The 15,715-nt window shown below is 73.4% G+C and carries 3 protein-coding genes; all 3 read right to left on the bottom strand.

Annotated features, from left to right (window positions below; genetic code table 11):
- Window positions 1-192 precede the first annotated feature (192 nt).
- Complete coding sequence (locus tag OG344_RS23235) at window positions 193-636, bottom strand: SRPBCC family protein (RefSeq protein ID WP_405084877.1); 444 nt, start codon at window positions 634-636, stop codon at window positions 193-195.
- Between the two features lie 69 nt (window positions 637-705).
- The gene (locus OG344_RS23230; protein ID WP_405084876.1) at window positions 706-9,648 is read right to left on the bottom strand and encodes an amino acid adenylation domain-containing protein; all 8,943 of its coding nucleotides are present in this window, start codon (window positions 9,646-9,648) and stop codon (window positions 706-708) included.
- 45 nt (window positions 9,649-9,693) lie between these two features.
- Window positions 9,694-15,579: an SDR family NAD(P)-dependent oxidoreductase gene (locus tag OG344_RS23225; protein WP_405084875.1), complete on the bottom strand. Its 5,886-nt coding sequence runs from the start codon at window positions 15,577-15,579 to the stop codon at window positions 9,694-9,696.
- Window positions 15,580-15,715: the final 136 nt, after the last annotated feature.

Below are 15,715 nucleotides of genomic sequence, written 5' to 3'. Positions count from 1 at the left end.
CCCCAACAGTACACAGCCGATCTTGCAGGCGTCAATTACAGCAGTAGCGAATTGGAGCGGGGCGCGGCCGGACGCGGCCAGCCCGTATTGGACCGTTTTAAATGGCCGGCATTGCGGCGGGGGATCTCGCGCGCCAACTGCCCGGTACGGCGGCAACGCCGTACCGGGCGGGGCGGACGTGGGGTCGTCAGGTCACCGCGGGCGGGCCTCCTCGGCCTTTCGCTTGAGCGCGTCCAGCATTTTGCCGATTCCCTTCCGCGCATTCTTGTTCAGAATGGCCTCCGGCATGGCCCATTTGATTCCGAGTTCCTGCGAGACGCTTACCTCGCTCTTTCCTCCGCCGTCCCCCGTGACGGTGCAGCTGAAATCGAACCGGGTCATCACCTCACTGCCGACGAGGTGGTACTCGAAACAGCCCTCCGCCGGATACTCATACCGGAGAGAATGCGTCGCCCGCAGCCCCATGGCCTTGGCGTGCCAGGTGGCCTGCCGGGGACGTCCCCGCTCGTCGGTGTCCTCGATGTCGACCCGTTCGACGCCGGGCTGCCAGGAGGGGTAGTCGGCGAGGTCCAGCAGTATGGCGAGGACCGCCTCCGGGTCGGCGTCGATGATGATTGATCCGGTCACCACGCTCATGGGTGAAGCCTCCGTTTCGTCCTGCGCGCTCGGCGGGCGGCACCGGGGATCGCCCGCCGATTCCTGAGATCAATTGCCGCCGGTCCGGTCCACGGACGGGGCGGGGAGGTAATCCCCGATGCGGCCCCCCGGGTCCGCGGCGACGGCCGTCAGAATCCGTACGTACGCCGCGAGCCAGCGGGCGGGCGTGCCCTCCGGGAAGTAGCCGGACAGGTGGTTGAGGGAGATCTGCATGAACTCCCCGGAGATCGCGCTCTCGACCCGGAGCGGGTGGTCCGTCTGGGCCAGGACCTGGGCCGGCATCGCCCCGAGGACCGACATGAACCGCAGCAGGTTCTCGGTCAGCCTCGGCAGGTTCTCGCTGACGAGGTAGCTCTCGAAGAGCGGTTCCCCGGCGGGCGCGCCGGTGATCTCGTACAGCGCCGCGGGCGGCACGTACTCGTGGTCGGTGATCGCGGAGATCTTCTCCTGCATCTCGGCCAGCCACGGCAGCATCGGCGCGTCGGGGTCCACCCTGGCCACCAGGGGGAGGATGTTGAACATCAGGCCGGTCGCCCGGTCGACATCGACCGACGTGCTGCCCCGCCCGGAGAAGACCGCGCCGCACACCACGTCCCGCGCGCCGGTGATGGCGCTGAGCATGACGGCCCACGCGCCGTGCAGCACGCTGTTGATGCTGAAGCCGTGTGTCCTGGACAGTTCCAGGAGCCCGTTCGCCACCTCCGGCGGGACCGTCGCGCTCTCCTGCAGCAGCGGCGTCACGTGGTCGGCCGGCCGTTCAGCGGCCGGCAGGGTGATGGACGGCGCCGCGGACGGCAGGGGCGCGAGCTCACGCCGCCAGAACGCCTCCGCCTCCGTCATGTCCCGCCGGCTCTGCTCGACGCAGAAGTCGCCGTACGTCGAGGTGAAGGGCGCGTCCGCCGGCTCGCCGCCCGCCCGGAACGCCTCGTAGGCGGCGAGGAGGACCGGCATCATGATCTGGTAGCTCCAGCCGTCCTGGGCGGCCATGCAGAAGAAGTGGTCGTAGTCGTAGACGTCGTCCTCGATCCGGAACAGGAGCAGCCGCACCTGCGGCGGCGGGCCGGTGAACCCGCGCCGCCGCTGCGCCTCGAGGTGGGCGTGCCGCCGCCGCTCCTGCTCGACCGGCCGCAGGCCCCGGAGGTCGTACGTCTGGATCCGCAGCCGCACGTCCGGCCGGACGACCTGGACCCACCCGCCGTCCTCGTCCTGGAAGTAAGCCGAGCGCAGGTTGGGGAACCGGTCGACGGTGTGCTGCCAGGCCCGCTCCAGCGCGACCGGGTCGAATTCCTGGCCTGAGAGGCGGAACGACTGCTGGGTGACGTAGACGCCGGACCCCGGCCGCTGCCGGATCCGGTCGAGCATGTACCGCTGCATGCCAGTCACCGGGTAGGCGTCCTCCGCGCCGGGGTGGCGCGACCGCGCCCACTCCAGCACCCGCTGGTCCCGCTGGCCCGCGCCCGCGACGTCCACCCGGCCGCGGGACTCGGCCAGGGCCGCCAGGTCGGCGATGGTGTGGCTCTGGAAGACGTCCTGGGGGCTGAGCGCCAGGCCGATGGCCTTGGCCCGGCTGACCATCTGGATGCCGAGCAGCGAGTCGCCGCCCAACGCGAAGAAGCCCCGGTCGACGCTCACCTCGTGGACCCCGAGCACCTCCTTCCAGATCTCCGCGATCCGCCGTTCCATCTCGGTGCGGGGGGCGACGATCCCCTGCTCCGGCTCGACGCCCAGCTCCGGCGGCGGCAGCGCGTCGCGGTCGAGCTTTCCGTTGGCGCTGACCGGGAACTCGGCGATGGCGACGACGGCCGACGGCACCATGAAGTCCGGCACCTTCTCCCGCAGGAAGCTCCCGACGTCGCCGCTCAGCCAGCGGCTGAGCGCGGCGAGCCGCGGGTTGTTGACGTAGTGCGCGGCCGGACGCCCCGGTTCGCCCGGGTCCGTCCAGTCGACGAGATGACCGGCTTCCGGGCGGTGCAGCGTCACCCGGTAGGCGCCGTCGGCCGCCCCGCCCATCCAGGCGACGTTCACCTGGTAGGCGAGCTCCTCGCCCAGCCGCCACCAGACCTCGGGCTCGACGCCGGAGGGGTCCTCCGTACGGGGCAGCCGGTCGACCGGGCCGTCCGCCGGCGCGCCGTCCATCGCGGCGAGGACGGCGTTGACCGAGGCGACCCGGGCGTTGGGCACGCCGTCGACCCGCAGCACGTCCGGCCGGCGGCCTATGAGCACCCGGCGGACCTCGTCCACCGACGTCCAGGAGACCGTCTCCGGCGGCGGCTGGGCACCGGCCGCCTCTCCGACGTGGACGGCGACGTCGTAGCGGTACCGGGTCAGCTCGTTGTGGTGGTCGCCGCGCTTGAGCATCATCTCCACGCGGCTGACGGCCGGGACCTCCTCGCGCAGCGCGCTGAAGTACTCCGGCGCGAGCAGCAGCTCACGCTCGTACGCCCCGCGCCGGCGGATCCGCTCGCGCAGGCTCCCGACCGTGAGCCCCGGCTCGGTCCGCGCCAGCTCCATCTCCGCGTGGAGGGCCGGGAGCATCGGCAGGCTGCGCAGGTCGCCGAGGAAGAGCGCGCCGCCGGGCCGCAGGCAGGCCAGCGCCCTGCCGACGACCTCCCGGAGGTGTCCCGGGCTGTCGAAGTACTGGACGACCGAGTTGATCACCACGGCGTCGAACCGCTCGCCGTCCAGGCCGGTGAAGTCCTGGGCCTCCCGCTCGAACAGCCGGACGTCCACCGTGTCCGGCAGGCCGGGCACCAGGCGCTCCCGCACGTAGTCGAGGGCCTTGCCGGACAGGTCGGTCGCCCAGTACGCCGTGGTGTGCGGGGCGATCCGGGCGAGCAGCATGCCGGTGCCGCAGCCGATCTCCAGCACGCGCCTGGGCCGCAGGGCGAGGATGCGCTCCACCGTGGAGTCGCGCCAGACGCGCATCTCGTCGTCCGGCAGCCGCTCGCTCGTGTAGCTGCTGTCCCAGCCGACGGTGTTGAAGTCGGCCGCGCCGGCGGTCTCCCGCTGGTAGCTCTGGTCGAACAGGTCGCGCCAGGCCGACACGGCCGACGGCGCGGCGGAGTCGGGCGCGACCATGCCGTCCTCGGGGACCACGTACGCGACGAGCTGCTTGCTCTCGGCGTCGTGCGGGAGGTCGCGGGCCACGACCAGGACGTCGCGCACGGCGGGGTGCTCGGCCAGGGCCGCCTCGATCTCCCCCGGCTCGATGCGCATCCCCCGCACCTTGACCTGGAAGTCGGTGCGCCCGAGGAACTCCATCGTCCCGTCGGGGCGGAACCTCGCCAGATCGCCGGTGCGGTACAGCCGGGCGCCGGGCTCGGAGCTGAAGGGGTCCGGCAGGAAACGCTGCTCGGTCAGCTCGGGCCTGCGGTAGTAGCCGCGGCCCACCCCGACGCCGCCGATGTACGCCTCGCCGGGCGTGCCGAACGGCACCGGCCGCAGGTTCCGGTCGAGGACGTACACCTGGGTGTTGGCGATCGGCGTGCCGATCGACACCACGGAGGTCCCGGGGTCGCGCGGGCACTCCCAGCAGGTGCTGTCCACCGAGCACTCGGTGGCCCCCCAGAGGTTGTACAGCGTCGCCGCGGGCAGGCGTTCGTACAGCGACCGGATCGAGGCGAGGGGCAGCGCCTCACCGCTGGCGATGACCCGGGTGACGGACCGGCAGTCCTCGATGCCTGGGTGCTGGAGGAAGATCCGCAGCATCGAGGGCACGAAGTGCAGCGTCGTGATCCCGTGCTCCCGGATCACCCCGGCGAGGTACTCGGGGTCCTTGTGCCCCTCGGGACGGGCGATCACCATCCGCGCGCCGATCATGAGAGGCCAGAAGAACTCCCACACCGACACGTCGAAGCTGAACGGCGTCTTCTGCAGGACCAGATCGCCGGGGGTGAGCCGGAAGTAGTCCTGCTGCCAGTGCAGCCGGTTGACCACCCCGCGATGCCTGATCATGGCCGCCTTGGGCCGCCCGGTGGAGCCCGAGGTGTAGATCATGTACGCCAGGTCGTCCAGCCCCGCGATGTTCTCCGGGCGGGAGTCCGGCTCGGCGTCGAACTCCCCTGCCCGATCCAGCGGGACCACCACCGCGCCGTGCTCCGGCAGGCCGTCCACGAGCCGCTGCTGGGTGAGCAGGATCGCCGGTTCCGCATCGGCGAGCATGAAGGCCACGCGCTCGCGCGGATACGTCGGGTCGATCGGCACGTACGCGCCGCCCGCCTTGAGGATGCCCAGCAGGCCGGCCACCATCTCCAGGGAGCGTTCGGCGCAGATGCCGACCGGCTGGTCGGGGCGCACTCCCATGGCCCGCAGCCGGTGCGCCACCCGGTTCGCGCGGCGGTCGAGTTCGGCGTAGGTGAGGTGCTCGCCCTCGAAGGTCAGCGCGATCGCGTCCGGCCGCTCGTCGACGGTCTCCTCGATCAGCGTGTGCAGGCACCGGACGCGCTCCTCGGGGTAGACGCGCTCGGTGTCGTTCCAGTCGAGGAGGATCTCCCGCTCGGCCGAGGCCGGCAGCACGGGCAGTTCGGACACCCGCCGGTCGAGCCGGTCGGCGAACGCGTCCAGGAGCACCTGGTATCCGGCGAGGAACCGCTCGATCGTGTCGTGGTCGAAGATCTCGCTGTTGTACTCGGCGTCGACCAGCAGCGTGTCGGACATCTCGGTCACCGACACCTCCAGGTCGAACTTGCTGGTGTCGTTGTGCACCTCGACGATGTCCGCCAGGTCGTCCCGCCCCGCGCCGGCCCGGTGCCGCTTCATGTCGAAGACGACCTGGAACAGCGCGTTCGCGGTGAGTCCCCGGTTCGGGGCGAGCTCGGCGACCACCGCGTCGTACGGGACGTCCTGGTGGTCGTAGCCGTGCCGGACCGTCTCGCCGACCCGGTCGACCAGCTCCGCGATGGTGGGGTCGTCGCCGACATGGGTCTTGAGCACGACCATGTTGACGAAGAACCCGATGAGCTCCTGCACGGCGTCGTGGTTCCGGTTGGCCATCGCGGTCCCGATGACGACGTCGCCCGTGTTCCCGGTGTCGCCGGCGTACCGGTAGAGCGCGGCCTTGAGCGCGGCCAGCATGGTCGTGAAGAGGGTGACGCCGCGCTCGCCGCTGAGCGACCGCAGCCTGCCGGTCAGCTCCGCGCCGAGCTCGAAGCTCATGCTGCCGCCGCGGAAGCGCTGGGTGGCCGGCCGGGGCCGGTCGGGCAGCAGCTCGACTCCGGTGGGATCACCGCCGAGCGCCCGCCGCCAGCTCTCCAGCCGGGCGGCCAGCCCCTCACCGGCGAAGCGCTCGCGCTCCCAGAGGGCGTAGTCGGCGTACTGCACCGCGAGCTCCGGCAGCTCCGGGTCGCGGCCGCTCACGTAGGCCTCGTAGGCGGCGGTCAGCTCCATCCCGAACACACCACCCGACCACACGTCGGCCACGATGTGGTGCATGCCGAGCAGCATCCGGTGTTCGAGCGGCCCGAACCGGAACAGCGTCACCCGCAGCAGCGGCGCCTCGGCGAGGTCGTAGGGCCGCCGGGCAACCTCGCCGGCGATCCGCGCGTACTCCGCCTCCGGGTCCTCGGCCGCCGTCAGGTCGACGACCGGCACGCTGATCGTGAGCTCCGGCAGGATCTCCTGCCGGGCCTTCCCGCCGGGGCTGGGAAACCGGGTGCGCAGGATCTCGTGCCGCCTGACGACCTCGTTGACGGCCTTCTCCATCGCCTCCGGCCGCAGTTCTCCGCTCACCCCGACCGACAACGTCAGGTTGTACGCGGCGCTGTCCGGCACGAGCTGCTCCAGCGACCACAGGCGCTGCTGCGCGTACGACAGCGGGATCGGGTGGTCCGCCACCTCTCCCCGGCGGCGGTCGGCCGCGATCCGCAGCAGGGCGGGGCCGTCCTCCGCCCCGGCGGCTCCGGTGTCCGCGGCGATCTCGGCGAGGACGAACCGGGCGAGCGCGAGCGGGGTGGGCTGGTCGAAAGCCATGCTCACCGGCAGGACCAGCCCGGTCGCCCGGTTCAGCCGGTTGCGCAGCTCCAGGGCGGTCAGCGAGTCGAAGCCCAGGCGCAGGAGATCGGCGTCGGCGGGGATCTCCTCGGTCGAGTGGTGCCCGAGCACGCCGGCGATCGCGCCGACGACCAGTTCGAGCGCGACGCGCTCCCGCTTGTCGCCCGTCGTGGACAGCAGCCGTTCGCGGACGTCGTCGTGGTCGTCCTCGTCGTACGGCAGCGCCGCGAGCAGCTCGCTCTCCCCCGACGGGCCGCCCGGCGTGCCGGTGTTCAGCCAGAACCGCCGGCGCTGGAAGGCGTAGGTCGGCAGGTCGGCGGCTCCCCCGGATTCCCCGGTCTCCTGGGGGAAGGCCACCCGCCAGTCGACCGGGACTCCGCCGCAGTACGCCGCGCCCAGCGACGCGAGCAACTGGCTCCGGTCGCCGTGGCCCCGGCGCAGGGTCCCGGCCACGCAGAACGGCCGGCCGCCGGCCTCCAGCGCCTGCTGGATGTCGGGCACCAGGACCGAGTGCGCGCTGATCTCGAGGAAGCAGTCGAAGCCCTGCGCCGCGAGCGCCTCGACGGCGGGGGCGAACAGGACCTGCTCCCGCAGGGCGCGGAACCAGTAGCCGGCGTCCATCCGCGCGGCGCCGGCCGAGGTGTCCGCCCAGTCTCCGGTCAGGGTCGAGAACAGCGGGACGGCGGAACGCCTCGGTCGTACGGGGGCGAGGTCCGCCAGCAGTTCGTCCCTGAGCGCGTCCATCTGCGGCGAGTGGGAGGCGTAGGTGACCGACGTCCGGCGGGCGCGCAGTCCGTCGGCCTCGCAGCGGGCGAGCAGTTCGCCGACGGCGTCGCCGTCCCCGGACACGACGGTGGACGCCGGGCCGTTGACGGCGGCGACGACCAGCCGGCCCTCCCAGGGTCCGAGGAGGTCGCGGACCGTGTCCCCGCCGGCCGACACGACCGCCATCGCGCCGCGTCCCGTCATGGTCCGGGCGATCGCGCGGCTGCGCAGCACCACGACGCGCACCGCGTCCTCCAGGGTGAGGGCGCCCGCGACGTACGCGGCGGCGATCTCGCCCTGGCTGTGCCCGAGCACCGCGGCCGGTTCGACGCCGTAGGAGCGCCACACCGCGGCGAGCGACACCATGACGGCGAAGACCGCGGGCTGGACGACGTCCTCGCCCTCCAGCGGCGGCGCGCCGGGAACGCCGCGCAGCACGTCGAGCAGCGACCAGTCGACGTGTTCGCGCAGCGCCGCGTCGCAGGCCGCCATCTCCGCGGCGAAGGCGGGCTCGGTGTCCAGCAGACCGGCGCCCATCCCCGCCCAGTGGGAGCCGTGCCCCGGGAACACGAACACGGTGCGGCCGGTGGCGCGGGCCGCGCCCCGCACCACTCCGGCGGCCTCGGCATTGGCGGCCACCGCCGCCAGGCCGTCGAGGAACTCCTCACGGCCGCGCCCGACCAGCACGGCCCGGTGCTCGAAGGCCGACCGCGTGGTCAGGGCCCGGCCCACATCGTACGGCCGCACGTCCGGACGGGACTCCGCGAACGACGCCAGCGTGGCCGCCTGCGCCCGCAGCGCGGCGGCGGACCGGCCCGACACCACCCAGGGCAGGGGACCGCCGGGCGCGGGACCGTCCGGCGTGGGACCGGGCTCGTCGGCGGCGGACGGCTCGGGCGCCTGCTCCACGATGATGTGCGCGTTGGTCCCGCTCAGGCCGAACGACGACACCGCGGCCCGGCGCGGGCGGCCGGTGCGCGGCCACGGCCGGGTCTCGGTGACGAGCTCCACGGCCCCGGTCGTCCAGTCGACCTGCGGAGTGGGCGCGTCCACGTGCAGGGTGCCCGGCACCAGGCCGTGCCGCAGCGCCAGCACCATCTTGATCAGGCCGGCGACGCCGGCCGCGGCCTGGGTGTGGCCGATGTTGGACTTCAGCGCGCCGAGGAGCAGGGGGTGGTCCGCCGGCCGGTCCTGCCCGTACGTCGCGAGCAGCGCCTGCGCCTCGATCGGGTCGCCCAGCCTGGTCCCGGTGCCGTGCGCTTCGACGACGTCGATCTCGGCGGCGGACAGTCCCGCGTTCTCCAGCGCCTGGTGGATCAGCCGCTGCTGCGACGGCCCGTTGGGGGCGGTGAGCCGGCTGCTCGCGCCGTCCTGGTTGACCGCCGAGCCGCGCAGCACCGCGAGGACCCGGTGCCCCAGCCGCTGGGCGTCGGCGAGCCGCTCCACCGCGACGACGACGGCGCCCTCGGACCAGCCGGAGCCGTCCGCCGCCGCCGAGAAGGGCTTGCACCGGCCGTCGGGGGCGGCCACCCGCTGCTGCGAGAACTGGACGAAGGAGAACGAGCCGGCCATAACCGTGGCGCCGCCGACCAGGGCCAGCGAGCACTCCCCCTGGCGCAGCGCCGTCATGGCCGAGTGCAGGGCCACCAGCGACGACGAGCACGCGGTGTCGACGGTCATCGCCGGGCCCTCGAGCCCGAAGGTGTAGGAGATCCGGCCGGAGACCATGCTGCCGGAGCTCGTGTTGCCCACGTAGTCGTGGTACATCAGGCCCATGAAGACGCCGGAGCGGCTGCCCGCGAGCGACTTCGGATCGATCCCGGCGTTCTCCAGCGCCTCCCAGGAGCACTCCAGCAGCAACCGCTGCTGGGGGTCGGTCGCCAGGGCCTCGCGGGGCGAGATGCCGAAGAAGGCCGCGTCGAAGTCCGCCGCGTCGTAGAGGAACCCGCCCTCCCGGACGTACGAGCTGCCCGGGTGGTCCGGATCGGGGTGATAGAGCGTCTCCATGTCCCAGCCGCGGTCGTCGGGGAACCGCCCGATGGCGTCCTCGCCGTCGGTGACCAGCCGCCACAGGTCCGCCGGAGTGCGGACGCCGCCGGGCAGCCTGCACGCCATCCCGACCACCGCCAGCGGCTCCCGGGACGCCGCGGCGAGCTGCCGGTTGCGCATCCGAAGCCGTTCGTTCTCCAGCAGAGAGGTCCTCAGCGCCTCGACGACCGAGGCGGAAGATGTGTCCACCACTGCGTGTACCCTCCGTGAGTTCGTGTGGGCGGGCGCCGTACGTCAGCGGCCGTTGAACTGCTGGTCGAGCAGGGCGAAGAGCTCGTCCGGGCTCGCGGAGTCCAGCCGGGCGGCCGGTTCGGCGGGCTGGGCGGTCCATTCGCGCAGCAGACCGTTGATCCGGGACGCCAGGTGTCCGCGTGCGGTGTCGTCCAGCGGGTGCGCGGCCACCACCTGGCGCAGGTGTTCGACGGCGGCGTTCACCGCGTCCTCGCCGTCCCCGTCCGGCACCCTGTCCGGCATCCCGGCCGCGACAGCGCCCGGGACCGCGTCCAGCGCCAGCTCGGACAGCAGGTGCGCCGCGAGCGTGGCGGGAGTCGGGTAGTCGAAGACCAGGGTCGCCGGCAGGCGCAGGCCGGTCACGTCGGCCAGCCGGTTACGCAGCTCGACCACCGTGAGCGAGTCGAAGCCGAGCTCCTTGAACGCGCCGTCGGCGTCGATCGCCCCGGCGGCGGATTCGGGGTGGCCCAGCACCAGGGCCGCCTTGACGCGGATCAGGTCGACGAGCCTGCCCGGCCGGTCCGCCTCGGGCAGTGCGGCCAGCTCGCGGCGCCACGACGCGGAGTCGGACGCGCCCTGTGTCTGCGTGCCCTGTGTCTGCGTGCCCTGTGCCTGCCCCGGCGCCCGGGTCGGCGTACGCACGAGCGAGCGCAGGACGGGCGGCAGCTCACCCGCCCGCGCGATGGAGCGCAGCGCCGGGAAGTCGATGCGGGCCGTCACCACGCAGGCGGTCCCGGCGGTGCTGGCGGCGTCGAACAGCGCGAGGGCCTCCTCCGACGACATGGCCACGACCCCCGCGGCGGCGAGCCGTCTGAGCTCGGTCTCGTCCAGCGCGCCGGTCATGCCGCTGGGCTGCGCCCACTGCCCCCAGGCGAGGGACAGCCCCGGCAGCCCGAGGCCCCGGCGATACTCGGCGAAGGCGTCGAGAAAGGCGTTGGCGGCGGCGTAGTTCGCCTGGCCGGCCCCGCCGAGAACGCCGGACACCGACGAGAACGACACGAATTCGGTCAGCTCGTGGCCGAGGGTCAGCTCGTGCAGGTTGACCACCGCGTCGACCTTGGGCCGCAGCACCCGGTCCAGGCGCTCCGGCGTCAGCGACGAGACGACGCAGTCGTCGGTGCGGCCCGCCGCGTGGATCAACGTCGTCAGCGGGTGCTCGGCGGGGATGCCGGCCAGCACGTCCGCGAGGGCCGCGCGGTCGGCCGCGTCGCACCGGGCCATGGTCACGCTCGCCCCGAGCGCGGTCAACTCCTCGACGAGCCGGTCCGCACCCGGCGTGTCGCCGCCCCGGCGGCCGAGCAGCAGCAGCCGCCTCGCTCCCCGCGCGGTGACCAGGTGCCGGGCCACCAGGCCGCCCAGCGTGCCGAGCCCTCCGGTGATCAGTACGGTTCCCTCGGTGCCCCCGGCCGGCTGCGCCGCCGCCGCGTTCGCCCGTACGTCGGCCCGGACGAGCCGGCCCACCCGGACCACGCCCTCCCGGATCACCACCTGTGGTTCGCCGCACGCCAGGGCGGCGGGCAGCGCGTCGGCGGACCGGGCCGTCCGGTCCGTGTCCACCAGCGTCAGCCTGCCGGGGTGCTCCGACTGGGCCGACCGGATCAGGCCCCAGACCGACGCGGCGGCCAGGTCCGGGAGGCCGTCGCCCTCCAGCGCCACCGCGTTGCCGGTCAGGATGACCAGCCGGGAAGCGGCGAACCGCTCGTCGGCCAGCCAGCGCCGGACGAGGGCGAGCACCTCGCCGACGGACGACCGGACCGCGCCGGCGACGCCACCGGGAGCACCCGGTACGGGCTCGGGAAGCGGCACCACGACGTACTCCGGCACGGAAGCACCGGACTCCGGCAACCCGTTGAGCGCATCCGCCAGCCCACCGGCCGCTGAGTCGGTCTGAGCATCCGGCAGAGCGTCACCCAGCCCGCTGCCTGATGCGTCCGCCGCCCCACTGCTTGCTCCGTCGGCCACCACCCACCGGGCCGAGGCGGCGCCCGATCCGTCGGCCGGCGTCGCCGGGTGCGGGTAGTGGTGTGCCGCCCAGGGGGCGGGCTCGCCGCCGAGCACCGCGCACCGCTCCGCCCGTACGCGCTGGGCGGGCAGCGGTTGGAGGGCCGGCCAGTCGAGGCGGAACAGCGAGTCGCGGCTGGAGCCCCGCGCCGCGTGCAACTGCTCGGCCGTGATCGGGCGGGTCACCAGGGACTCGACGGAAAGGACGGGCGCACCGGTCTCGTCCGCGGCGAGCATCGCCACGCCCTGGTCACCCGTACGGGAGAAACGGACCCGCAGGGTGCCGGACCCGGCGGCGTGCACCGCGACGCCGTGCCAGGCGAACGGCACCCGCAGGTCCCCGGCCTGTTCTCCAGCCTTGTCCCCGGCCTGTTGTCCGGTCGCCGCCTGGCCGGCCGGCATCGCGTGCAGCGCGGCGTCGAACAGCGCGGGGTGGACGCCGTATCCCTGTGGGGCGGCCTGGGCGACCTCGGGCAGGGCCACCTCGGCGAACAGAACCTCGCCGCGCCGCCACACACCGCGCAGCCCGCGGAAGGCGGGGCCGTAGTGGAATCCGCCTTCGTCCAGACGGTCGTACACCCCGGTGACGTCGACCGCAGAGGAGCCCGGCGGGGGCCAGGAACCCCGCAGGTCGTCCCACTCCGGCGCGTCCGCGTCGCCGGGCGCGTCGGCTCGCAGGGTGCCTTCCGCATGCCGGGTCCACGGCCCGTCGGCGGCGGCCTCGTAGTCGGTCTCGCCGTCGGTGGCGGGCCGCGAGTGCAGGCTCAGGGACCGCCGGCCCGTGCCGTCGTCGGGTCCCACGACCATCTGCACGGTCAGGTCGCCTTCGGCGGGGATGACGACGGGCGCGTGCAGGGTCAGTTCCTCGACGCCGCCGAGCCCGGCGCGGGCCGCCGCGTGCGCGGCCAGTTCGACCAGCGCCGTGCCCGGCAGCAGGACGGTGCCGGCCACCGCGTGGTCGGGGATCCAGTCGTGGAGGGCGGGTGAGACGCGCCCGACGAGCACCTCGCCGCCGTCGCCCGCGAGATCGACGGCGGCGTCGAGCAGCGGGTGGCCGGGCTCGGACAGGCCGAGCCCCGCGGCGTCCCGTTCCCGCCGGGCGGGGGCGTCGACCCAGTATCTGCTGTGCTGGAAGGGATAGGTGGGCAGGGACACGCGCCTGGCCGTGGTCCCGGCGTAGAGGGCGGGCCAGTCGACGTGGGCGCCGTGGGTGTATGCCTCGGCCGCCGAAGTCAAGAACCTCGCGAAACCGCCGTCGCCCCGGCGGATCGAGCCGACCACCCCCGCCTCGACCCCCGCCTCCTCGACAATCCCCCGCAACCCCAACCCCAGCACCGGATGCGCACCACACTCCACGAACAACCCGTAACCATCACCCAGCAACGACCCCACCGCACCCGCGAAATCCACCGGCCGCCGCAAATTCTCAAACCAATACCCCCCACCCAACTCCTCCCCCGAAACCAACCCCCCCGTCACCGACGAATACACCCCCACCCCACACTCACGCGGCTCCACCCAGGCCAAAGCCTCACCCAACGGCTCCCGCACCGCCTCCACCTGCGGCGAATGCGACGCATACTCGATCGCCACCCGAGACACCCGCACCCCCGACCCCTCACAGAAGGCCGTCAGCTCCGCCAGCGCCCCCAACTCCCCCGACACCGCACACGACCGCGGGCCGTTCACCGCCGCCACCACCAACCGCCCACCCCACCGCCCCAGCAACACCTCCGCCTCCCCCGCCGAACACCCCAACGACACCATCCCCCCACGACCCGCCAACACCCGCCGGATCGGCCCACCCCGCAACACCACCAACCGCGCCGCGTCCTCCAGGCTCAACGCCCCCGCCACACACGCCGCCGCGATCTCCCCCTGCGAATGCCCCACCACCGCAGACGGCACCACCCCCACCGACCGCCACACCTCCGCCAGCGACACCATCACCGTGAACAACGCCGCCTGCACCACCTCGTCCCGCTCCAGCAGCGCCCCCGCACCACCGGCACCGTCGCCGCCGCCGCGCAGCACCTCCCACAACGAGAAATCCACCAACGGCTCGAACGCCGCCACACACTCCCCCACCCGCGCCGAAAACACCGGCGACTCCGCCAGCAACCCCGCCGCCATCCCCGCCCACTGCTGCCCCTGACCCGGGAACACGAAGACCGGGCCCGGGTTCGTCGTCGCGGAGCCCTCCACGAGGGTGTCCGCGGCTTCTCCGGCCGCCAGCGCCTCAAGGCCGGTACGCAGGTCCTTCCGGCCGGCGCCGACGACGACGGCGCGATGCTTCAGGGTGGCGCGTCCGGCGGCGAGGGACAGGCCGACGTCGGCGGGGGAGACCTCCGGCTCCGCGTCGAGGCGCGCGAGCAGCCCCGCCGCCATGGCGCGCAGCGCCGGGCGCGACTTGGCCGACAGCGGCCACGCGACGGCCGCCAGGTCCGCGGCGGGCGCTTCGTCGCCGGCGTCGCCGGCGTCGCCGGCGTCCTCGGCGGGCGCCTGCTCGATCAGCGCGTGCGCGTTGGTGCCGCTGATGCTGAAGGACGAGACTCCGGCCCGGCGCGGCCCCCCGGTCGACGGCCACGGCGTCGTCTCGGTCAGCAACCTGACGTCGCCGGCGGACCAGTCGACGTGCGGGGTGGGCTCGTCGATCCCGATGCTCGGCGGCATGACGCCGTTGCGCATCGCCATGACCGTCTTGATCACGCCGGCGATGCCCGCGGCGGCCTGGGTGTGACCGATGTTCGACTTCACCGAGCCGAGGAACAGCGGACGTTCCCGGTTCCGGCCGTACGCCGCCAGCAGCGCCTGCGCCTCGATCGGATCGCCGAGACGGGTGCCCGTCCCGTGCGCCTCCACCATGTCCACGTCCGACGGCGCCAGGCCGGCGGCGGCCAGCGCCTGCCGGATCACCTGCTGCTGGGCGGCTCCGTTCGGCGCGGTCAGGCCGTTGGACGCGCCGTCCTGGTTCACCGCGCTGCCGCGTACCACGGCCAGGACCTCGTGACCGGCGCGGCGGGCGTCCGACAACCGCTCCAGGACGAGCATCCCCACGCCCTCGGCGAAGGAGGTCCCGTCCGCGGCGGCGGCGAACGCCTTGCACCGGCCGTCCGCGGCGAGCCCGCCCTGGCGGGTGAACTCGACCAGCAGCGCGGGCGTCGACATCACCGCGACCCCGCCGGCGAGTGCCACCGAGATCTCGCCCCGGCGCAGCGCGTGACACGCGTCGTGCAGGGCGACCAGCCCGGACGAGCACGCCGTGTCGATCGTGACCGCTGGACCCCGCAGGTTGAAGGTATAGGCGATCCGCCCCGACGCGATGGCGTTCGTGTTGCCGTTGACGAGGAACCCGCCGAGCCCGGGCGTCCCCCGGCTCGACGTGGCCATCGGGATCGCGTAGTCGCCGGCCATCATGCCGACGTAGACGCCGGTGGCGCTGCCGCCCAGCGACTCGGGCGGAATGCCCGCCCGTTCGAGCGCCTCCCAGACGATCTCCAGCAGCAGGCGGTGCTGCGGGTCCATCGCGACCGCCTCGCGCGGTGAGATCTCGAAGAACTCGGCGTCGAAGCAGGCGGCGTCGTGGAGGAAGGCGCCGTGCCGCGAAGCGCACCGCGACGCCGGGTCCTCGCTGTCGGGGCCGAGCGCGGCGAGGTTCCAGCCCCGGTCCTCGGGGAACCCGGTGACACCGCTGTCCCCGTTCTCGACCAGTCGCCAGAGGTCCTCGGGGGAACGCACGTCACCGGGGAACCGGCAGGCCATGCCGACGATCGCGATCGGCTCCCCGTGGCTCCCCTCCGCCTCCGCGAGACGCTCCCTGGTCTCCAGCAGTTCCGCTGTCACGCGCTTGAGATAGCCGCGCAGTCTCTCCTCGTTCTCGGCGCCCACGGACAACTCTCCCCTCGTCCCCCCGCGCGCAGATCTCGGATCGCGCCGGAGCCCCGCCCCGTCTGTCGGCTCTCGACGGAATCACGCTGCTTGCGCATCCTCGGGCTACGCCGGGGACAGGGTCCAGGCAGAATTA

This window comes from Microbispora sp. NBC_01389, assembly GCF_045040095.1.
GTDB lineage: Bacteria > Actinomycetota > Actinomycetes > Streptosporangiales > Streptosporangiaceae > Microbispora.
Note: the sequence above shows the minus strand (reverse complement) of the source record. Positions and strands in the feature narration are given on the sequence as shown.

Coding starts and splice junctions, on each gene's coding strand:
- OG344_RS23235 (WP_405084877.1), bottom strand. CDS start 636: ATGAGCGTGGTGACCGGATCAATCATCATCGACGCCGACCCGGAGGCG.